This window comes from Enterobacter cloacae complex sp. I2 (genome assembly GCF_014896205.1).
Classification (GTDB): domain Bacteria; phylum Pseudomonadota; class Gammaproteobacteria; order Enterobacterales; family Enterobacteriaceae; genus Enterobacter; species Enterobacter quasihormaechei.
This window is the reverse complement of sequence record NZ_JADBRA010000010.1, coordinates 1-21,134: the sequence shown is the minus strand read 5'-3', so window position 1 is coordinate 21,134 and position 21,134 is coordinate 1. Positions and strand designations below refer to the sequence as shown.

At 54.5% G+C, this 21,134-nt stretch carries 17 protein-coding genes; 7 read left to right on the top strand and 10 right to left on the bottom strand.

Features of this window, described 5'->3' with window-relative positions; translation table 11 throughout:
• Positions 1–125: 125 nt before the first annotated feature.
• Positions 126–1,286, top strand: a complete 1,161-nt coding sequence (ampH, locus tag IM300_RS10310; protein ID WP_193036390.1) for a D-alanyl-D-alanine-carboxypeptidase/endopeptidase AmpH — start codon at positions 126–128, stop codon at positions 1,284–1,286.
• Positions 1,287–1,288: 2 nt separating this feature from the next.
• Here ampH and IM300_RS10305 read toward each other — a convergent pair whose 3' ends face one another.
• Positions 1,289–1,915 (bottom strand): helix-turn-helix domain-containing protein, encoded by a 627-nt coding sequence (locus IM300_RS10305; protein ID WP_112791881.1) that lies wholly within the window; start codon positions 1,913–1,915, stop codon positions 1,289–1,291.
• Between the two features lie 89 nt (positions 1,916–2,004).
• Positions 2,005–4,779, bottom strand: coding sequence for an autotransporter outer membrane beta-barrel domain-containing protein (locus IM300_RS10300; RefSeq protein ID WP_193036388.1), 2,775 nt, complete (start codon positions 4,777–4,779; stop codon positions 2,005–2,007).
• Positions 4,780–5,231: 452 nt separating this feature from the next.
• Here IM300_RS10300 and hemB point away from each other — a divergent pair, with 452 nt between their 5' ends.
• Positions 5,232–6,206, top strand: a complete 975-nt coding sequence (gene hemB / locus IM300_RS10295) for a porphobilinogen synthase (RefSeq protein ID WP_063869123.1) — start codon at positions 5,232–5,234, stop codon at positions 6,204–6,206.
• A gap of 73 nt (positions 6,207–6,279) precedes the next feature.
• Complete coding sequence (locus IM300_RS10290) at positions 6,280–7,980, top strand: lysophospholipid acyltransferase family protein (protein WP_063869125.1); 1,701 nt, start codon at positions 6,280–6,282, stop codon at positions 7,978–7,980.
• A gap of 59 nt (positions 7,981–8,039) precedes the next feature.
• On the opposite strand, the gene tauD is transcribed toward IM300_RS10290, so the two are convergent.
• The 6 genes from tauD to mmuP form a co-directional block, all read right to left on the bottom strand.
• A complete protein-coding gene (gene tauD, locus IM300_RS10285; RefSeq protein ID WP_102749794.1) occupies positions 8,040–8,888 on the bottom strand; it encodes a taurine dioxygenase in 849 nt (282 codons plus the stop codon).
• The gene (tauC, locus tag IM300_RS10280; protein WP_193036386.1) at positions 8,885–9,712 is read right to left on the bottom strand and encodes a taurine ABC transporter permease TauC; all 828 of its coding nucleotides are present in this window, start codon (positions 9,710–9,712) and stop codon (positions 8,885–8,887) included. The genes tauD and tauC overlap by 4 nt, the downstream gene beginning before the upstream one ends.
• On the bottom strand, positions 9,709–10,476 hold the full coding sequence (gene tauB / locus IM300_RS10275) for a taurine ABC transporter ATP-binding subunit (RefSeq protein ID WP_063451739.1): 768 nt from the start codon (positions 10,474–10,476) through the stop codon (positions 9,709–9,711). Before tauB ends, tauC begins: the two co-directional genes overlap by 4 nt.
• Positions 10,477–10,486: 10 nt before the next feature.
• A complete protein-coding gene (gene tauA / locus IM300_RS10270) occupies positions 10,487–11,449 on the bottom strand; it encodes a taurine ABC transporter substrate-binding protein (RefSeq protein WP_193036384.1) in 963 nt (320 codons plus the stop codon).
• A gap of 229 nt (positions 11,450–11,678) precedes the next feature.
• Positions 11,679–12,611 (bottom strand): homocysteine S-methyltransferase, encoded by a 933-nt coding sequence (mmuM, locus tag IM300_RS10265; RefSeq protein WP_193036382.1) that lies wholly within the window; start codon positions 12,609–12,611, stop codon positions 11,679–11,681.
• The gene (gene mmuP / locus IM300_RS10260) at positions 12,598–13,998 is read right to left on the bottom strand and encodes an S-methylmethionine permease (protein WP_193036380.1); all 1,401 of its coding nucleotides are present in this window, start codon (positions 13,996–13,998) and stop codon (positions 12,598–12,600) included. Before mmuP ends, mmuM begins: the two co-directional genes overlap by 14 nt.
• Positions 13,999–14,156: 158 nt before the next feature.
• Here mmuP and IM300_RS10255 point away from each other — a divergent pair, with 158 nt between their 5' ends.
• Positions 14,157–15,266 carry an AI-2E family transporter gene (locus IM300_RS10255; RefSeq protein ID WP_063451743.1) on the top strand — a complete coding sequence of 370 codons (1,110 nt, stop codon included), beginning with the start codon at positions 14,157–14,159 and terminating at the stop codon, positions 15,264–15,266.
• 112 nt (positions 15,267–15,378) lie between these two features.
• The gene (locus IM300_RS10250; protein WP_193036378.1) at positions 15,379–17,163 is read left to right on the top strand and encodes a diguanylate cyclase; all 1,785 of its coding nucleotides are present in this window, start codon (positions 15,379–15,381) and stop codon (positions 17,161–17,163) included.
• 21 nt (positions 17,164–17,184) lie between these two features.
• Here the strand turns inward: IM300_RS10250 and IM300_RS10245 are convergent, their stop codons facing one another.
• Positions 17,185–17,694 carry a hypothetical protein gene (locus IM300_RS10245; protein ID WP_193036376.1) on the bottom strand — a complete coding sequence of 170 codons (510 nt, stop codon included), beginning with the start codon at positions 17,692–17,694 and terminating at the stop codon, positions 17,185–17,187.
• A gap of 16 nt (positions 17,695–17,710) precedes the next feature.
• Positions 17,711–17,875, bottom strand: a complete 165-nt coding sequence (locus tag IM300_RS10240) for a hypothetical protein (protein ID WP_193036374.1) — start codon at positions 17,873–17,875, stop codon at positions 17,711–17,713.
• A gap of 361 nt (positions 17,876–18,236) precedes the next feature.
• Between IM300_RS10240 and IM300_RS10235 the strand changes: the two genes are divergently transcribed.
• Positions 18,237–18,731: a molybdopterin-dependent oxidoreductase gene (locus IM300_RS10235; protein WP_063869143.1), complete on the top strand. Its 495-nt coding sequence runs from the start codon at positions 18,237–18,239 to the stop codon at positions 18,729–18,731.
• A gap of 17 nt (positions 18,732–18,748) precedes the next feature.
• Entirely contained in the window at positions 18,749–20,686 is a 1,938-nt protein-coding gene (locus IM300_RS10230; RefSeq protein WP_193036372.1) for a bifunctional diguanylate cyclase/phosphodiesterase, read from the top strand.
• The last annotated feature ends 448 nt before the right edge of the window (positions 20,687–21,134 follow it).

Here is a 21,134-nt window from a genome sequence, read left to right as displayed (position 1 = left end):
ATTGTTCAAATTTACCCACGGTTACGTTTTTCTCGCTATCGTTATGCAAATCGGGCCATTGCCCGACGCCGATTAGTAGTATAAATACCCGTAACTCTCCTTATTCACTTGATGGATGCTTTTCGTTGAAACGTTGTCTGCTCTCTTTCGCCGCGCTGTGTGCGGTGACCCTGTCCACCGCCCAGGCAGCCCAGCCTCTGACGGCCCCGGTTCTGGCCTCTGACATTGCCGATCGCTACGCGAACCTGATTTATTACGGCAGCGGTGCGACGGGAATGGCGCTGGTCGTGATCGACGGTAACCAGCGGGTGTTTCGCAGCTTCGGTGAAACACGACCGGGAAATAACGTTCGCCCGCAGCTGGATTCCGTCATCCGCGTCGCGTCGATAACCAAGCTGATGACCAGTGAAATGCTGGTGAAATTACTCGATCAGGGCGTGGTGAAACTCGACGATCCGCTCAGCAAATATGCCCCACCCGGCGCGCGCGTGCCGACATATCAGGGCACGCCTATCAGACTGGTGAACCTGGCGACCCATACCAGCGCCCTGCCGCGAGAACAGCCTGGTGGCGCCGCGCATCGCCCTGTTTTTGTCTGGCCAACCCGCGAACAGCGCTGGAATTACCTGAGCACCGCTACCCTGAAATCGGCTCCGGGCTCGCAGGCTGGCTATTCTAACCTCGCGTTTGATCTGCTGGCTGACGCTTTAACGTCGGCATCAGGCAAGCCTTACCCTCAACTGTTTGAAGAGCAGATCACGCGTCCGCTGGGGATGAAAGATACCACTTACACTCCATCTCCGGACCAGTGCAAGCGGCTGATGGTGGCGGAAAAAGGGGCCAGCCCGTGTAATAACACGCTGGCCGCCATCGGCAGCGGTGGGGTTTATTCAACCCCCGGCGACATGATGCGCTGGATGCAGCAGTTCCTCTCCTCGGATTTTTACGCGCGCAGCAATCAGGCTGATCGGATGCAGACGCTCATCTACCAGCGTGCCCAGTTACGTCGCGTCATCGGTATGGACGTTCCCGGTAAAGCCGATGCTCTCGGCATGGGTTGGGTGTACATGGCACCAAAAGAGGGCCGCCCGGGTATTATTCAAAAAACCGGTGGGGGTGGCGGATTCATCACCTACATGGCGATGATTCCGCAATCAAACGTAGGCGCTTTTGTGGTAGTCACCCGGTCGCCGAACACCCGCTTCGTGAATATGAGTGATGGCGTAAATAACCTGGTGGCCGAGCTCAGCGCCAATAAAGCGCAGGTTCTTACGGCCTCTAACTGATCTCAATAGTCCGTGGGCAAACGGTTGATGCTGATCAGTTTGCCCCGGCTCATATTGATGTAGTTGCCCTGTCGCAGCGCCGCCAGCACTTCCGCAACGACCGAACGAGAAATCCGCGTGCTACGCTGAATATGATTCATAACACCAATTTTTGAACGTAGCGCGTCATCCCACTCAGCCATATTGATCAGCATCGCCCGAATTTGGCTATAGGAATTATTTCCGACCAGCTGTATATCACGTTTTCCCAGTATATGGTTTAGCCAGGACAACCAGCAGAAAGCTTCTTGCCAAAGCTGTGCTTCCTCAATAAGCTGGCACGCAGTAGAAGCTGGTAAATAAAATCCGGCACAAGGTGTTTGTGCTATCAGAGAATATTCAAGATAGCTGTCATTTATCCATGCACTTAAACCATGAATATACGGTGCTCGTGCAATACCCACCAGTAATTCGTCTGATTTACGGTGGACGGCTGTCATGCCGGACTGTATTACAAAGGTCAATGGTTCATCATCATTATTGCCGGGAGTTATTAATTGCTGTGGTTCGTTCTTAAATGGGGTACCGGCGACTTCCAGACACTTTATGAGCCGGCTTAATTCAGAAAGTGGTTTCGCATTAACGTTCATGCATACCTCAAGTCATCTGTATATGTCGGTTCTTTATTATTTTTAAAGCACATAAAAAAGCGGGGGCAAAATCCCCCGCGCTTTCTGTATTACCAGGTATATTTCACACCCAGGTTCGCTCCCCAGTTCTGGTCAACGTCGCCGCCGCCCAGATAAGTCGCATCAGTGTATGCACTGAAGTTTTTCGTGAAGCTGAACTGCGTACCCAGACCAACGCGAACCGCAGAGCCTTCCACGCCATTATCAATGCTGTCGTCGTTGATATCCGCCTCGTTGTCGGCATCGTCATACACGTACGCCAGTTTGAAGTATGGCGTTAACGCCTGCTCGCCACCGTAGTTGAAGGTATAACCCGCATCCAGGCCAAGTTCATAACGCATGCTGTCGTAAGACTGACCATCGATACGCATGTCGTTGCTCAGCTGGTAGTCGTCGCCTGACTGGAACAGACCAGATACCGCCGCGTAAGGGGTGATGTAGCCTGACAGGTTTGGTTTCCAGTCATAGCCCAGCTTCATCCCGAAGCCAACAGCGTCAGAGGTGGTGTCACCGTCAACATACTGACCGTTGCTCATGGTAGCAGAGAGGTCGTTGTTAAAGCGGGTGTAGTTCAGTGAGCTGTCGAGGAAGACGTTGTTCGCAAACGTCGCAGACGCGTAGATCATCGCAGTCTGACTGTCCTGATCGACCTGACCAGTACGATCGCTGATATCGCCCTTCGCGAAACCGGCCGCACCACCGACGATCCACTTCGCGTTATTACCGTCAATCTGAGTATCCAGACCGACCATAATGCCGCTTACGTCCTGATCGTAGCTAACGGTGCCATTATCCGCGTCAAAGTTGCCGCCAAAATAGCTCACCCACGCTCCGCCGTTATCTGCCAGGCCGTGACGGCTGTTGGTCAGACGCGTACCCACGGTATCCTGTTGCAGATTCCAGATGTTGGTATTAGCAGAAGGAATGCTCAGCGCCATGTTGGCGTAGTCAGTCAGCTCTTTCTGCTGGAGAACAACGGTGTCACCCTTCTGCTGCGCCTGATAGGTGTAAGCACCTAAATCGGCTTTGTTTGCGGCAGTAAAGCTGGCTGCGGTATCCGCGTTATTGTCATAGACGCGAATGATCTCTTTGTTTTCGTAATCAGCAACGGAGCCTGCACCGGTGGCATCGTCGATGCGCACTTTATAGTTGCCGGCAACGTCACCGTTCACCGCCAGATGACCGTCAGAGTTCAGCGCGACAACACCATAGTCGTATTCCGCTTTGTAACGATCGTTGGTGATGTAGCGTGCGTTGTTCAGGTCGCTGTTCAGCACATAATCGCGGCTGGCAACGTTGAGCACACCACCATCGGTCAGCACCATGTTGTGTGTATCAACCTGACCCAGACCCAGCGCCAGCTCTGCACCGTTGTCCACTGTGATGGTGTTGGCATACAGTTCAGCGGTTTCTTCGGTCAGCGCCGCACGGCTATAGCTGTCCAGATAGAGGCTGTCGGTGGCTACGGCCCCGCTGTCGCCAATATTCAGGGTTGAAGCATTGGTCAGGGTGATTGAATCCGCCAGCAGGCCGGAGTTTTCAACATTGACCTGAGACTGGTTGTTCACCGTCAGCGCATCAATGTTAGAAACCTTGCGGGTATCCCACTCGGAACCGTTATCCAGCGCCACATTGAACAGACCGCTCTGGTACACCTCTTCCCCGGCAACGTGGCCATTGCTGTCAAAGGTAGAATCAGGCCAGATGCTATTCGGCGATAACGCGTGCCAGTCTACGTTGCTGTAGCCCTGGCCATACATCTGCGCAGTGCCGATAGCTTCTACGCTGGACTGCGCTGCACCGACCCACTTGCTGCCGTTAGTCAGCGTAACATCCAGTGTATCGGTACCGTCCCAGCCGTTGGTGGTTGGGTTATAGACACCATCTTCAGTGGTATCCGTTGCCGGATCGCCATTCTCGTAGAAGTTGTTATCAAAGGTGCTAGAGAACAGAATGTCACCCGTTACGGTAGAGTGATCGAAGGTCGCGGTGGTCTGCATGGCGTTATCAGACGCGCCGGCCGCAACGATCAGCGCCGCATCATCCGCAGCCGAGGCGTTGGTTTCACCGTAGTCGCTCGGCTTCGCCGTTTGACCGTAGAACCCGTTGGTGCCCAGATCGCTGTACGCACCAGAGGTCAGCACGGAGTCTTTCACCACCAGCGTATCGGTAAAGACATTGCTGCTGTTAGCAACGCCTTCAACGCCGTCGTACGGGGTGTTATCCAGTTCCTGATAACCCTGCGTCAGCGTGATACCCGCGACGTGGGAGTTGTTCTGAATAACGATATCAGATTCAACGTCCAGGGTAATTGCGTTACCCAGACCATAGGTGTCCAGATAATGCGTTTCAGTATTCTCGCCATTGACGACATCATACGCGTAATGCTCGTAGGCATCGTTGATGGTGGAGTTATCAACGGTCAGGCTAAAACGATCGTACTGGGTATGGCTGGTGCCGTCCGTATCCACGCCATCTGCACACGTCGTGGTCATACATTCTGACGTGATCATGCCGTTAATGGTGCTGTTAGAAATACTCAACGCGTTCGCACGGCCATTGACACCATCATCCAGATAGTAAGTCGAAATAACACCGTTTACGGTTGATTTATTGATGACCGGATAAATGTCACCATCATGTGTGGCATCTGAATAATCCCAGTCAGCATAACCATAATACCAGGGAGTTGACGCAGTATTGTCATATCCAAAAGTATTATAGGTCGTGCCGGATATATCTTTCGCATTGGCCTGAGAAGCGATAGCCAGTGTGCAGGCTAATGCAAGTTGTGATACAACCAGTTTCTTTTTCCATGTTTGCATTGGGTCATCCCTCCTCAGGGACGTAAGCAAGTTTGTCCATCAAATCATTTGGCAATGTTTAATTGCGGAAAGAATTATGCAGTTTCACTTCGAAAAGGTTCAATGAATGATTCAATTAAGTCCGTATCCAGACAACTAAGCTTAAAAACCCAGCACAATATCAATCATTATGAATAAATATTATAAATTCAACTGATTGCAAACCACTTCGGTCGGTTCGATACCTATCATAAAATACAATAAATCATTAATAGTTATAACCTCCATCTAATATAGAAGCTTCGCCAATATTTCACACCACGTTAAACCCCATAATAAGACGTATAATATAGACAAAATACATGTGAAGAATATTAGTCGATTTCGAAAATCTAAAAGACAACTTTAGTAAAACACCGCTTCCCGCTTTCAGGTACACTATACCTCTTTGTTCCACAAACATCAGGCATACCATGACCGATTTAATTGCACGTCCCCGTCGCCTGCGCAAGTCACCCGCACTGCGCGCCATGTTTGAAGAGACAACACTGAGCTTAAACGATCTGGTGTTGCCGATTTTTGTTGAAGAAGAGATCGATGACTACAAAGCCATCGACGCGATGCCGGGCGTGATGCGCATTCCTGAGAAGCATCTGGCCCGCGAGATTGAACGCATTGCCAACGCGGGGATCCGCTCGGTGATGACCTTCGGTATCTCCCACCACACCGACGCCACCGGCAGCGATGCCTGGAAGGAAGATGGCCTCGTGGCCCGCATGTCGCGTATCTGCAAAGAGAGCGTGCCGGAGATGATCGTCATGTCCGATACCTGCTTCTGCGAATACACCTCTCATGGCCACTGCGGTGTGCTGTGCGATCACGGCGTGGACAACGATGCGACCCTGCTGAACCTCGGCAAGCAGGCGGTGGTTGCCGCCGCTGCGGGTGCGGATTTCATTGCGCCGTCGGCGGCAATGGACGGACAGGTTCAGGCTATTCGTCAGGCGCTGGATGCGGCAGGCTTTACCGACACCGCCATCATGTCCTACTCCACCAAATTCGCTTCTTCGTTCTACGGCCCGTTCCGTGAAGCGGCGGGCACGGCGCTGAAGGGCGATCGTAAAACCTATCAGATGAACCCGCTGAACCGCCGCGAAGCGATTCGTGAGTCTCTGCTGGATGAGGCTCAGGGCGCAGACTGTCTGATGGTGAAACCGGCCGGCGCGTATCTGGATATCCTGCGCGACATTCGCGAACGCACTGAACTGCCGCTGGGCGCTTACCAGGTGAGCGGCGAGTACGCGATGATCAAATTCGCCGCGCAGGCGGGTGCCATCGACGAAGAGAAAGTGATCCTCGAAAGCCTGGGGGCGATCAAGCGCGCGGGCGCGGATCTGATCTTCAGCTACTTCGCGCTGGATCTGGCCGAGAAAAAAATCCTCCGCTAATCTTCACCAAACTGCAATACAACCGACATCTCCTCCTTCTACTGTCTGGGCAAGACGGCAGGAGGAGTGATCAATGTTTAGTCTCGACAGCGTTCTTGATGACCTTTGGCCTCAGGCGAGGCCCGCACCCTGGCAAAAAAGTCTGTTAAAAAGACTGCTCCACGAAGACGAATTTCAGCAGTTTGCCGCCCGCCACCGTCACCTGAAAGGGCTGGATATGGTGGAGCAGGTTCTGGAACACCTTGATATTCTCTGCACCGTTTCCGCCCGCGATCTCGAACAAATCCCCGAACACGGCCCACTCATTGTGATAGCTAACCACCCGACCGGCACCCTGGATGGGCTGGCACTGCTGTACGCCGTTTCGCGCGTGCGCCGCGACGTTAAGGTTGTCACCAACCGGATGCTGTCCCACCTTGAGCCCCTCAGTTCGTTGTTTATCCCCGTGGATAATATGGGCGGAAAAACCGCAAAAGCCTCGCTGATACAGATGGAGCAGCACCTGCAAAACGCCGGCGTGCTGATCTTCTTCCCGGCGGGCGAAGTCTCCCGCCCAACGCGCAAAGGCATCCGCGATAAAAAATGGCATCCGGGCTTTATCAAGCTGGCCAGCAAACTGCGGGTGCCGTTACTCCCGGTACATATTCAGGCGCACAACAGCCTGCTGTTTTATGCCAGCACGCTGGTATCGCCCACGGTATCCATGCTGCTGCTGATGCAACAGATGTTTCGCCGTCGTCACAGCCAGCTGCCGATCAAAATCGGCCAGCAGATTGCCTGGAATGACAGATTTAGCGCTACCCTTTCATCGCGTGAAATGGCCGAGCAGTGCCGTCAGCACGTGATACGACTTGGCAAGGGATTGCCTGGCGTCTTTAAAACCCAGTGCGCCATTGCCCGCCCGGAAGATCGGGCCACGCTGAAGCGCGAACTGGCGCAGGCCGAGTGTCTGGGCAAAACCAGCGATGGTAAAACCATCTACCTGTGGCAGCGCAACGGGCAGGAGGAGGCACCTCTTCTGCGCGAGCTGGGACGGCTGCGCGAGATTGCCTTTCGTGCCGTGGAAGAAGGCAGCGGCAAGCGCCGGGATATGGACAGCTACGATGATGACTATCTGCACCTGATCCTCTGGGATGATGACGATCTGGAGATTGTCGGCGCGTATCGCTTTATGCCGACGGCGATGCAGGTTGAAAAGCGCGGCGTTGACGGGTTGTACAGCTACAGCCTGTTCCACTACGACGAAAAAATGCAGGACATACTGGAGCACGGCATTGAGCTGGGGCGCAGCTTTATACAGCCGCGCTACTGGGGACGTCGCGGTCTGGACTATCTGTGGTCAGGCATTGGCGCCTATCTGGCGCGCTATCCGCACTACCGCTACCTGTTTGGCCCGGTGTCTATCTCCGGCGGCTTACCGCCTGCCGCACGGGATCTGCTGGTGGCGTTTTATCGCCTCTGGTTTCCGGCCAGCCATCCCTTAGCCGCCTCGCGTCAACCCTATCCGGCCTCGCTTCCGGACGTGCTGGCACAGTTTGGCGGAGTGGATTACGTGGACGACCTGACAAAGCTGAAATCCCTGCTGGGCAATCTGGGATGCGGCATTCCGCCGCTCTATAAACAGTATTCCGAGCTATGCGAGCCAGGTGGCGTGCAGTTTATCGATTTCGGCAGCGATCCGGCGTTCAATAACTGCGTGGACGGGCTGGTGCTGGTGGATTTGTGCTATCTGAAGGCGAACCGCTATCAGCGGTACATCGAGGCCCATTTGTAGCCCATTGCCGGGTGGCGGCTACGCCTTACCCGGCCTGCATGAACTGCGGAAACGACGGGTTATGGACGGTAAAACGGCTTATCCCCCAGTATCGTCGCCCGCTGCATAATCCTTCGCTGCGGCAGGTAATCCGCATTGGCGTAATGCTGCGTGACGCGGTTATCCCAGATCGCCAGATCGTTCTCCTGCCAGCGCCAGCGCACCTGAAATTCCGGTTTCGTGATATGCGCAAACAGGAAGCTGAGCAGCGCCTCGCTCTCTTTTTCCGTTACGTCCACAATGCGCGTGGTAAACCCTTCGTTCACAAACAGCGCCTGCTTGCCGGTCACCGGATGGGTACGCACCACCGGGTGCAGCAGCGGCGGGTGTTTTGCGACCGCATCCAGCCATCGCTGATGTTCCTCTTCCGTTTTACGGTACTTATACTCCTGGAACGATTTTTTAAAATCATGCTCTGCCCGCAGGCCACTTAGCAGGGTCTGGAACGGCGCGGAGAGCGCCTCAAACGCCGCAATGCCGCTCGCCCATAGCGTATCGCCGCCGGTCTCTGGCAGTAATTTTGCTGCCAGAATGGCCCCGGCTGGCGGTGTGTCGATAAAGGTGACGTCCGTGTGCCAGTTGTCATTATCGGGCGGATTATCGTTATGGGTGTCGAGCACGATAATTTCCTCCACCCCTTCCGCATGCGGGTAGACCGGGTGGATATGCAGGTCGCCAAAGCGCAGGGCCAGCGCGCGCTGCTGCTGCGGGGTAATGGCCTGATCGCGCAGGAACACCACCTGATGGCGCAGCACCGCGTGATACAGCTGCTCAAACTGGTTATCGCTCAACGGACGGGTTACGTCCAGGCCCGACACCTGCGCGCCAATGTACGGCCCCAGCGGGGTAATCGTCAGACGTTCACTCATTGTATTTCTCCATGCCAGGGCGTCAGGCGACGCTGTAGCGCGCGCAGTCCCAGTTCTAATCCAAAGGCGATCGCGGCGATCACCGCGATCCCTGCCAGTACCACGTCAGTCGCCAGGAACTCTCCCGCCGACTGCACCATAAATCCAAGCCCGCGCGTGGCGGCAATCAGCTCTGCCGCCACCAGCGTAGACCAGCCCACCCCAAGGCCAATGCGCAGCCCGGTCAATATCTCCGGCAGCGCGCCCGGTAAAATGACGAACAGCAGCACCTGCGCGCGGCTGGCACCGAGCGACTGCGCCGCGCGTATGCGTACCTGTTGCGCACTTTTTACGCCAGCCAGGGCCGACATCGCGACCGGCGCAAAAATCGCCAGGTAGATCAGTAAGATCTTTGACGTCTCGCCGATGCCAAACCAGATCACCATCAGGGGCAGATAAGCCAGCGGCGGAACGGGCCGGTAAAGCTCTATCAGCGGATCGAGAATGCCGCGCACCGTCGGGCTCAGCCCCATCGCGATCCCCACCGGAACGCCAATCATCACCGCCGCCAGCAGCGCCACCAGAATACGCGCCAGACTGGCGCCTAAATGCTGCCAGAGGGTGGCATCCATAAAGCCCTGCGGCCCGGCGATGGTCATCAATTTTTCCAGAACCTGGCCTGGCGGGGGCAGAAACAGCGGACTGATCCACTGCTGAGCGGCAACCGCCCACCATACCGCCAGCAACACCGCCAGCGTGCCGACGCTTAAGGCGATCCGGCGAGAGAACGGCCAGCGTACGGCGAGGCGCGCACGCCGCGGTTTTTCACTGAAGACAATGCTCATGAGAAGGCCTCCCGCTGCTCAAACACGCGGCTCAGGATGTATTCCCGTTTTTCGATAAACAGCGGGTCGGATTTAATGCTGCGCACCGGTTCTCCCGCAACATAGCGTCGGGCAAATTCAAGCGGCAGGCGCTCCAGCACGCGCCCCGGCCCTGGAGAGAGCAGCACCAGCTCCGTCGCCATAAACACGGCCTCTTCGATATCGTGGGTGATTAACAGCACCTGCTTGCCGGTTTCATGCCACAGGCGCAGCAGCAGGGTTTGCATCTGCTCGCGGGTGAAGGCGTCCAGCGCCCCGAAAGGTTCGTCCAGCAGCAGCAGCTGTGGATTGGCCGCCAGCGCACGGGCGATCCCGACGCGCTGACGCTGCCCGCCCGAAAGCTGCCAGATAAAACGTTTTTCAGCCCCCTCCAGCCCGACTTTTTTTAGCATGTCGCGCGCCGTACTCAGGCGCTGTTCACGCGCCACGCCAGCCAGTTGCAAACCGAACGCAACGTTTTCCTGTACGTTTCGCCACGGCAGTAGCCCTTCGTTCTGAAAGACCACGCCGCGCTCTGCGCCCGGCCCCGTGACCCGTTTCCCTTCCAGGTGGATCGTGCCGTGCTGATACGGTACAAACCCGGCGATCAGGTTCAGCAGCGTGGTTTTCCCGCAGCCGGACGGCCCCAGCACGACCAGCAGTTCACCGCTGTCCAGCGTCAGGTTGATCTCTTCCAGGGCGGGTTTGCCGCCGTAATCGGCAGACAGGTTTGTAATGTTCAGCATCGCAGCCTCCTTACTTCACAAAGCGATCGGTCACGAACTGGCTGTAATCCGCCGCCACCGCAGGCACTTTGCCCTGCTCTTTCAGGAACGTTGCGGTATCGACAATCGCTTTGCTTACCGGCCCGTTCAGCTGCTGGACCTGCTGAGCCGGCGTCAGATAGGTGTTGCCCTTCACCAGCCCCGGCACGTCTGCTTCCGGCACGCCGCTCAGTCGTGAGAGTTTCTCCAGGTTGGCGGGCTGTTTAAGCCATTCATCGGGGTTATTGATGTACGGCTGCTGGGCGTCGATGGCGCTTCTGGCGAAGGCTTTCACCACTTCAGGGTATTTTTCGGCAAAGTCCTTACGCACTACCCAGACATCAAGGGTTGGCGCACCCCATTGCCCCACTTTTTCGGAGTCGGTCAGCACGGTGCCGTCTTTTTCCAGCTCGTTGACGGCGGGCGCCCAGACGTAGGCTCCGTCAATGTCGCCACGCTGCCAGGCTGCGATAATCGCCGGTGGTTGCAGGTTAATGATCTGCACCTGCCCCGGCTTGATGCCCCAGTGTTTCAGCGCGGCCAGCAGGCTGTAATGCGTGGTGGAGATAAACGGCACCGCGATGCGTTTACCAATCAACTCTTCGGGTTTCGTGATGGTTTTCTTCACCACCAGCGCTTCGGAATTTCCGAGCTGCGACGCCAGCAGGAAGACTTCAATCGGTACCTGCTGGCTGGCGGCAACGGCCAGCGGGCTGGAGCCCAGGTTGCCAATCTGCACGTCGCCCGAGGCTAACGCCCGCACAATCGCCGCGCCGCTGTCGAACTTGCGCCAGTCGACTTTTGCCCCGCTCTCTTTGGCGAAGGTGTTATCCGCCTGCGCGACTTTCGCCGGTTCCGCGGAAGTCTGATACGCCACGGTGACGTCCACCGCCTGCGCCTGAAATGCCCACAGCGCCAGCGCGCCGAGTAATGTGATCCGCGATGAAATAGCCATACTCTCTGCTCCCCTTGTTGTTATAAGGGCAGTATTTCCGGCGCGAGAATTTTGATAAAGGAATAAAAAAGCATCGCTAATGACGATTCGTTTTTAGAAAAAAAGCGGGAAAGGATAGTGAATTTTGTGCGGTTGGTTTGGTTTGTGCCGGGTGGCGGCTGCGCCTTACCCGGCCTACAAATTGCACGAACCGTAGGCCGGGTAAGCGCAGCGCCACCCGGCAAAGACCTCAGCGCTGAACCGTCAGCGCAGCAATATCTTTCGGCGTGGTCCGGCAGCATCCGCCGATTAATTTCGCGCCCGCCGCCAGCCACTGCGGTAAATACCCCGCCAGCGTTTCGCAGGCTTCACCATGGTGATGCCACGTTTTGCTCACCGCATCGTAATGCTCCCCGGAGTTCGGATAGACGACCAGCGGCAGCGACGTCAGGCTGTGCAGATGCGTCAGCGCCGCCGTGGTGTTTTCCAGCGCGATACAGTTAATCCCCAGCGCGACAACCTGCGGGTAGCTTTCCAGCGCAGAAACGACATCCCGCAGCGGCGTTCCGTCGCTCAGGTGCTCGCTGTCACGCAGGGTGAATGAGAACCATGCCCGTGCGCGCGGATACGCCGTCAGCAACGCGACCAGCGCCCTGATTTCCGGGAACGAAGGCAGCGTTTCACAGGCCAGGAGATCCGCGCCCGCATCCAGCAGCGCCTCCACGCGGGGGCGGTGGAAGGCGGTAAATGCTTCAGCGCTACGCACGTAGTCGCCGCGATACTCGGAACCATCGGCCAGATACGCGCCGTACGGCCCAACGGAACCCGCCACCAGCAGCGTGCCCGCCTGTGGGTTCTCCGCCAGGTACGCCTCGCGCGCCTTACGCGCCAGCTCTACGCTTTTGCCGATCAGCGCCCGGGATTGCGCCTCGTCCAGCCCGCGAGCGGCAAAGCCTGCGGGTGTCGCCTGATAGCTGGCGGTGATCGCCACCTGTGCACCCGCGCGGTAGTAATCAAGGTGCACGTCGCGGATCAGTTCAGGGTTTTCCATCAGCACTTTGGCCGACCAGAGGCTGTCGGCAAGGTTACAACCGCGCGCTTCCAGCTCCGTTGCCATCGCCCCATCCAGCACCACAAACGGCTGTTTTTCAAGGAGGGCGGTAAGCGGATTATTCTGCGACATGTTCAGGCTCCTGCGTAGTCAGAGTTCGGGTCAGGTAGTACGCACCATAACACAGGGCGACAAACGGAAGCCCGCAATAAAGGGCAATGCGCTGGGTGGGGTCAAACCACAGACCGACGCAGGCGACCAGGCAAAGAATAAAGCCGAGCACGGGCACCAGCGGATACCACGGCGCGCGATACTGCAACGCGGATAGCGGCTGGCCGGACTGCACGTGACGGCGACGAAACATAAAGTGCGACGCACAGATGCTGATCCACACCGCCACCACCGCAAAACCAGAAATGGCTGACAGGGCCACAAACACCGTATCCGGCGCGACCACGCTGGAGAACAGCGCCAGCACGCCGCCCAGCATGGACACGGAGAGCGCCGTCAGCGGCACGCCGTTTTTGTTGACGCGGGCAAAGCAGCGCGGCAGCGTTTTCTCGTTAGACAGAGACCACAGCATACGGCCAGAGGCGTACAGGCCCGAGTTCGCCGCCGAGAGGATAGCCGTCAGGATCACGAAGTTAAAGATATCGGCCGCATAGGGAATGCCGACCTTTTCAAACACCAGCACGAACGGGCTTTTCTCCACGCCGGCCTGCTGCATGGGGATCAGCGCCGCCAGCACAAACACGGTGCCGATAAAGAAGATGATGAGCCGCGCGATGGTGGTGCGAATAGCAACCGGAATGACCTTGTGCGGATTTTCCGTCTCCCCTGCCGCGATGCCGATAAGTTCCGTCCCGGAGAAGGCAAAGTTGACCGCCACCATGGTCATCAGGATCGGCAGACCGCCGTGCGGGAACCAGCCTTCGGCGGTAATGTTGCTCAGCCCCGGCGCGGCAGAGCCGTCCGCCATCGGGATAAAGCCAAAGATGGCCGCGCCACCGAGAATAATAAAGGCGACGATAGTGATGACTTTCACCAGAGAGAACCAGAATTCCCCTTCGGCAAAAAAGCGCGTGGAAATCACGTTAAGGCCAAAAATCACCGCGCAAAAGATCACGCACCACGTCCAGACGGGAACCTGCGGGAACCAGTACTGCATGCAGAAACCGGCTGCGGTAAAGCTCGATCCCAGCGCCACCGTCCAGGTGAGCCAGTAGAGCCACGCCACGGTATACCCCGTCGCCGGGCCGAGATAGCGGGCGGCATAGACGTGAAACGCGCCGGTTTCCGGCATCGCCACGGAAAGTTCGCCCAGACACTGCATCACCAGCCAGACCACCAGCGCACCGATCAGGTACGCCAGCAGCGTGCCCGCCGCGCCAGTTGTCGAAATGATGTATCCGGTATTGAAGAATAACCCTGTGCCGATAACGCCACCCAGCGAGAGCATAATCAGGTGGCGGGTTTTCATGGTGCGCTTAAGCTGCCCGTTTTCTTGTTGTGTTTGCATGTTACCTTCTAAACGTATGGACATCTAAACATCCAAAGAAGAGGTGTTATACCGCGATTGTTAACAAAAAGCCACCCGCCGCGACTTCAGCGCAATTATTGGTAAATCCCTAAATCAGTTCTATAGTCGACACAGTTTCTTCTTCACCAGGACTTACTATGCGCTTTAACGGACTGACCAAAGGTTTCTTTATTCTTATCCTGGCCCTTGTCACCTGGGCCTTCTTTGACGTGCTGTCTCCCTATTTCTCGGCGATTCTGTGGGCCGCGATCCTGACCATCATTTTCAACCCGGTGAAAAACAAACTGCGTACCGCGCTGGGCGATCGCAACGGGCTGGCTTCACTCCTCACTCTCGGCATTATCTGCCTGATTGTGTTTATTCCGTTGATGGTGATCCTTTCATCGCTCGCGGTGGAACTGAACATGGTTTACACCAAGCTGCAACAGAACAATACGCAGTTCCCGGAAGTGATCGCCGGTATCTTCAACCGCCTGCCGGACTGGGCCAGCGGCTTCCTGGCGGATCACAACCTCACCAACGCCGCGCAGATCCAGAAAAAACTTTCCGATGTCGCGTTACAGGGCGGACAGTATCTGGCGGGCAGCGCGTTCCTGATTGGTAAAGGGACATTCGGCTTTGCTATTAGCTTCGGCATTATGCTCTATCTGCTGTTTTTCCTGCTGAAGGACGGGCCGTATCTGGTGCGCCAGATCCTCGACTCGCTGCCGCTGTCTGACTTCGCCAAACAGCACCTGTTCGCTAAGTTTGTCGGCGTATCGCGCGCCACGGTAAAAGGCACGGCGGTCGTGGCGGTGGTTCAGGGTACGCTCGGCGGTATCGCCTTTGCCATCGTGGGTATTGACGGCAGCGTACTGTGGGGCGCGCTGATGGCATTCCTCTCTCTTGTGCCTGCCGTCGGGTCGGCCATCGTCTGGGTTCCCGCCGCCATCTTCCTGTTTGCCACCCACCAGCTGTGGCAGGGCCTGTTCATTGTAGGCTTCTTCGTCATTATCGTGGGGCTGGTGGACAACCTGCTGCGTCCGCTGCTGGTGGGTAAAGACACCAAAATGCCGGACTACCTGATTTTGATCACCACGCTGGGCGGTATGGAGCTGTACGGGATTAACGGCTTTGTGATTGGGCCGCTGATTGCCGCCCTGTTTATCGCCTGCTGGAACCTCTTCTCCGGGCGCGATCACGAAGGCAATGCCGAGGAGCTTGACGCAGACTTTATCGAAGAGGGAAGAAACCCTCCGGATCTCTAAAGCAGACATTCTGTAAGGCGGCCCCAGGTCGCCTTTTTTTTCGCCATAAATCAGCGGTTTTCTATAATCTGAATGAACGCTCTTTCATTTTTGTCGCAGAGGAAACCAACAGGTGCGAATCGCCACGATCACAAACTGGGCTTATGGCGTCACGGTGTGCCTGACCATTGCCTCCGGCATCGTCATGCTGATGGCTTCCCATGCCGATAACATCGAACGTGAAGCCGTTAAACAACGCCAGGTCTTCGATCAGCTGACGGAGGAGATCGAGACAGACACCTGGATGCTCTCCGATCTGGCGCGACTTTACGTCATCCAAAAAGAGCCCGAGGTGCTTGAGAAATACCAGGCGAAAGAAGCCGAGCTGAAAAATATTGAACACACGCTGCGACAGCTCAAAAACACCGGGGCATCGGGTGAAGAGCTGGCGCTGCTGTACGACGGACTGAAAATTGTAGACGAACTCCAGGATGAACAGCAGTCAGCCATTGACGGCATCGCCCGGGGCGAGGAACAGCAGGCCGTTGCGCTGCTTTTTGGTAAGAGCTATGAGCGGGAACTCGAACGGGCACACAACAATATCGAACGCTTTCGCATGCTGCTGGACAAGCGCATTATTGCCGACGTGCAGGCCGCAACCAAAACGTCCAAAACGCTTCGAACTGCCTCGGAGGTGATGGTCGGCCTGACTGCCCTGCTCTTCTTGTTTGTGATGGGCTTTATCCTCAAGCGCCGCGTACTCCGTCCGGTGGTGCGTCTGAGTGACGTGGTTCATCGTCTGGCATCGCAGGATTACGCCGTCGAAACGCCGAACTTCACCCAGGTTGATGAAATCGGCGATATGGCGCAGGCCATCCGTATCTTCCGCGAGAACGGTCTGGCAAGGCAGCGGCTGGAAAAAGAGCGCGATGCTGACTGGGCCATCCGCGAACTGCTGGCGCGAATGACCCAGCGGTTGCAGGGCTGTGAAAACTTTGCCGACGTGATGAACGTGGCGGAGCTGTTTGCGCCCAATATTGCGCCGGGCGTTTCCGGGCGTCTGTATATTCTGGAACGCGATCCGTGGCAGATGCGCTGTGCGGCCGAATGGCTGTCGCCCGAAGGGGATAAAAAGCCGTTCCATCCTGACGAATGCTGGGCCGTCCGGCGTGGTCAAAGCCATCCGCCGGTGAACGGCGAGCCGGATATCGGCTGTTATCATCTGCCTGAATCACAGGCACAGCAATCGCTGTGCGTTCCCTTAATTGCTCAGGGCGAGGCGATTGGATTGCTCTCATTCCAGAACATCACGCCTGAAACCGCGCCGTCCCGCGCCTATCTGGAACTGATGGCCGAGGCGCTGGGACTGGCGCTGGCCAACCAGCGGCTGCGCGATGCGCTGCTGGAAAAAGCCCTGTTCGATCCCCTGACGGGGCTGCGTAATCGCCACCATCTGGAAGATACGTTACGTACTCAAATGAAGCAGGCCGTGCGTAACGAGGAGCCGGTAAGCTGCCTGATGATCGATATCGATCACTTCAAGAGCATTAATGACCGCTTTGGTCATGAGGCTGGCGATCTGGTGATCAAAAGCGTGGCATCCATTATTCAACGGACGGTGCACGATACCGGGCTGGCCTTCCGCTACGGTGGCGAAGAGTTTCTGGCGCTTCTTACCGGTGCGGATGAGGAAGCAGCGCACGCAGCCGCAACGGAGATCTACAACGGTGTGCATGCCCTTTCGCTACGCTACGGGCTTTCGGAGATTGGCCCGGTGGATGTGTCGATCGGGATCGCCAGCTATCCGCAGCACGCCCAGGGCGATAACCTGCTGCGCGCGGCGGACGTTGCGCTCTACCGGGCGAAAGAGCTGGGGCGCTCGCGGATTGTCAGCTTTGGGATGCTGGAGGCGGGCTAACGGGGTTATTCGTGTCCAGGTTCAGGAGCGCGCGATCGCCCAAAGCACCACCATACCCAGCGAATTGCTCCGCTTTTCCACGTACAGGGTGCCATCGATAAAATAATATCCCTGCGGATAACAGATGCGGATCTCTCTCTTGAGTTCCGGCTCATAAACTGCCGCCCCCGAACAACGATTTCGGCTTCCGGATTCATACCGGTAAGGTTGGCTCCAGGCAGAGTATTCTCCGCCCAGTAGCCAGGCAGCGGTAAAGATGACGAAAATGGCAACCGGCAGGCTGAAGATGATGAGGCCGAGGTACATTTTGACAACATCACCAATGGTTTTATCTTTAAACACCCTCTTCGCGATGAATATCACCATCGCCACCAGCGGCGGCAGCAATGTGCCAGCCGCAAGATACTGCTCCCCCAGGACCGTAAGAAATGTCACGCGATAAATCTTGATTGACCAGACAACAAAGGCAAATATCAATGCCAACCCGCCAACGATGAGTGGAATTAAAAACGCATAGCTATCTTTTTTCATGATGGACAGTTCCTTGTCATGCATCTGCGGTAAGAAGATTAATCATCGCTCGGGTGGCAACCGACTGACGGCGCTGCGGCAGTAAATGAGCCATATTCAGCGACGGTAATGAAGACGCCGGCATCGCCAGAACAATCACATTTTTGGCTCGTTCTACGCTTTCACAACGAATGTTTTTCACTCCGCTAATTTATTCCCCGCAGAACAATGAGTAAAGCGCCCTCACGCATCATCAGAAAGTAAAAATTATGGATCTTCAACTCAGCGGTAATAATGCACTGGTTACAGGCGCAACGACAGGTGTTGGACTGGCCATCAGCCGGGATCCACATTGATGCACAAGCTAAAGCCTGCGTCAGTTCACCCCGGCAGAACGGCTTTGCTGACCAACCGAATAATCGTTAAATACCCCTGCGCCACCCGACGGGTGGCGTTTTAACATCCTGCCCATGATGGATAAACGTGGGGGGAGAGAAAATATATAAACTAGTAGGATAACTAAATTATAATTCTTATACTTATGATAAAACGTGGAGGCTGAAATGCGATTAATCCTACTGCTGTGCTGCTTTTTAGTGCAAAGCGTCACCCTGGCTGCTGAGTTGCCAAAACCTGCTGGTAAACCCATTTTAACCATTTACGGGAATATTGAGAACACGAATGAAAGTGGAAAAGCCGTGTTTGATATCGCCAGCCTTGAAAAACTCGGTATGGTGAGCTTCCAGACGTCATCTCCCTGGTACAATGGCCGCACTAAGTTTGAGGGTGTTCCGATGAGCAAACTCATGGATTATGTGGGTGCCAAGGGTAACGTGGTCAATGTTATTGCGCTTAATGATTACGCGACAGCCATCCCGCTCAGCGACTTCAAAAAATACAATGCCATACTCGCTTTAAAGGTTAATGGCGAATATATGCGCATTCGCGATAAAGGCCCGGCATTCATCGTATATCCTTATGACAGTCTTCCTGAATTAAATAACCAAATATATTACTCGCGCTCGGCATGGCAGGTCAGCAAGATGAAGATTGAATAGCAGTTCAGGAGAACATAATGAACAGGATACTGGTTGGTATCATTTTTTCTCTTTTTATCACGACTGGATATATTGCTTTTCTGGTTTACGATCGACAGCAGGAGCTCCAAAAACTGACTCATTACACGGAGTCATGGTCTGTCGCCCAACTGGTATCCGAATATTATCGCTTTGAATCATGGCTTGGTCTGTACGCAACCGACTCCGACGACGTTACGATAGACCAGGTCCGCATGCGCCTGGAAATTATGCTAAGCCAGAACGATCTGTTTAAGGAGGGGGATTTAGGGCATTACGTTAAAAACGTTCAGGCGCATCGTGACCTCGCGTTAAGACTCGATCAAATACTTGCCTATCTGGATGGTAACCTCGAAAAAATGAGCCATTCGGACGTAAAAACATACCTGCATACCATGCATTTACTGGACGCTCCGCTCAGCCAGCTATCATCAAGCGCGTTAACGAAAGATATTAGCACGATTAACAGCACCAACCATAAAATACAGATCCTGTATTATATTTATTCTGCCCTCTCTTTACTGCTGATCATCCTGAGTATTATTCTGGGGTTTTTAACAATCTATCAAAATAAAAATATCCTGAAAGCGCACAGGCAGGTTGAAAGTCTGGCAGAAGAACTCCAGTTATCCAAAGAGACCCTACAGGTTCAAAATTCAAAACTGGAGTATGACGTTTACCATGATTCCCTCACCGGCATGAAAAACCGCCTCTACTTCTGGGATGACCTCAGCAAACTTAATCTTGAGGCCGAGGAAAATCATATCCCCGTCACGGTGATGTTATTTGATTTAGACCGCTTCAAAGAGGTCAACGACACCTATGGTCATGATGCTGGCGATTTACTGTTACGCCAGGTATCCAGACGACTGACCGCCATGAGCAGTATTTCAGACACCTTTTACCGTTTAGGCGGAGACGAGTTTGCTTTTTTAGCCAGCGGATTAACCGAAAGCGAAGCCGTTTCGCGCGCAAGAGAAATCAGCGAGAATATCAGCAAGCCCTACACAATTAATAATCAGCTCATAAAAATTGCCACCTGCGTGGGCATTGTTTTATCAGATAATGAACGACGCGCTGATTATCTTTATAAGTTCGCCGATCTGGCGCTCTATGAGGCCAAAAAGGCAGGCTCACAGCAGATTAAAGTTTTCCGCCAGCGAATGCTTCAGAAGTTGCAGGAGAGCAGAACGCTTGAAAACGATATGGCCAAGGCGATAGAGAACAATGAGTTTATTGTTTATTACCAGCCTATTGTGAATTCCATCAGCAAGGAAATTTACGGCTATGAAGCGCTGATTCGCTGGATGCATCCTGTAAAAGGAATGCTCTCTCCTGATAGCTTTATTTTCGCTGCTGAAAAAACAGGCATGATCAACGAGATAGGCAAAACCGTACTCAAACTGGCCTGTAGGGAAGCGGTCTCCTGGGCGGTTCCGGCGAGGATCTCCGTTAACGTCTCGCCTGTCCAGTTGGGCAGCAAATCATTTATTAGTACGGTGCAGTCCGTTCTGACAGAGACCGGGCTACCGGCTAACCGTCTTGAGTTAGAGGTCACAGAGTCATCACTCTTCAGCGACAGAAATAATCCTATTACCATTCTCAAAAAGCTACGCTCATTGGGCGTAAGAATTTCCATCGATGATTTTGGCACGGGTTACTCGTCGCTCTCACGCCTCAGTGAACTGAATTTTGATAAAATCAAAATCGATAAATCTTTTGTTAACCCGATATCTACGCAAGACGATGCGCTTAATATTGTAAAACTTATTACCGGAATGGCTAAAAGCCTTAACATGGGTGTTATTGCCGAGGGTGTTGAGACCGAAGAGCAGCTTGAGCGTCTTCAGGCTTTGGGGTGCGAGCTGGTGCAGGGATATCTTTTCAGCAAACCACAGCCTCAGGTGGACAGTAAAATTAAGTACGGCCTGGAATGATCTCTTTGCTCAACCAGCTAAATATGTGATCCCCTACCGGGGTCACACTTTTCAGCTCTGGCTATTCACTTACAAAAATCAGGTGTTATTATCCATCCCGTAAATACCTTTTAACTCAATCTGAGGCTTTGATGCTGGAGAATATCATCATCCGATAATCAGCTACCCGACCTTCCAGGCCGGACGAGAAAATAATTTTTTAGTTTATTCAAATAATATACCACCAGTAGTTTCTAATGAGCGATATTAAATTTATCACCATACAGGGATAAATATCACATGGATAAATGGCACTAAAAGATATGTGTTTAAATAAAATGGGGGAGTCAAACTCCCCCAGGATTTTACCTTGTTATGAAACCAGTTTATTTCTGTCAACTGCCTTTATTGAAAATGCTATTAGTAAAGATAATAAGAAAACGGAAATTGACATTAAAAACATATCCAA

What these genes read in the sequence shown, in the direction of transcription:
- IM300_RS10305 (WP_112791881.1), bottom strand. Translation starts at nt 1,915, where the DNA reads ATGAACGTTAATGCGAAACCACTTTCTGAATTAAGCCGGCTCATAAAG.
- IM300_RS10300 (WP_193036388.1), bottom strand. Translation starts at nt 4,779, where the DNA reads ATGCAAACATGGAAAAAGAAACTGGTTGTATCACAACTTGCATTAGCC.
- hemB (WP_063869123.1), top strand. Translation starts at nt 5,232, where the DNA reads ATGACCGATTTAATTGCACGTCCCCGTCGCCTGCGCAAGTCACCCGCA.
- IM300_RS10290 (WP_063869125.1), top strand. Translation starts at nt 6,280, where the DNA reads ATGTTTAGTCTCGACAGCGTTCTTGATGACCTTTGGCCTCAGGCGAGG.
- tauD (WP_102749794.1), bottom strand. Translation starts at nt 8,888, where the DNA reads ATGAGTGAACGTCTGACGATTACCCCGCTGGGGCCGTACATTGGCGCG.
- tauC (WP_193036386.1), bottom strand. Translation starts at nt 9,712, where the DNA reads ATGAGCATTGTCTTCAGTGAAAAACCGCGGCGTGCGCGCCTCGCCGTA.
- tauB (WP_063451739.1), bottom strand. Translation starts at nt 10,476, where the DNA reads ATGCTGAACATTACAAACCTGTCTGCCGATTACGGCGGCAAACCCGCC.
- tauA (WP_193036384.1), bottom strand. Translation starts at nt 11,449, where the DNA reads ATGGCTATTTCATCGCGGATCACATTACTCGGCGCGCTGGCGCTGTGG.
- mmuM (WP_193036382.1), bottom strand. Translation starts at nt 12,611, where the DNA reads ATGTCGCAGAATAATCCGCTTACCGCCCTCCTTGAAAAACAGCCGTTT.
- mmuP (WP_193036380.1), bottom strand. Translation starts at nt 13,998, where the DNA reads ATGCAAACACAACAAGAAAACGGGCAGCTTAAGCGCACCATGAAAACC.
- IM300_RS10255 (WP_063451743.1), top strand. Translation starts at nt 14,157, where the DNA reads ATGCGCTTTAACGGACTGACCAAAGGTTTCTTTATTCTTATCCTGGCC.
- IM300_RS10245 (WP_193036376.1), bottom strand. Translation starts at nt 17,694, where the DNA reads ATGAAAAAAGATAGCTATGCGTTTTTAATTCCACTCATCGTTGGCGGG.
- IM300_RS10235 (WP_063869143.1), top strand. Translation starts at nt 18,237, where the DNA reads ATGCGATTAATCCTACTGCTGTGCTGCTTTTTAGTGCAAAGCGTCACC.
- IM300_RS10230 (WP_193036372.1), top strand. Translation starts at nt 18,749, where the DNA reads ATGAACAGGATACTGGTTGGTATCATTTTTTCTCTTTTTATCACGACT.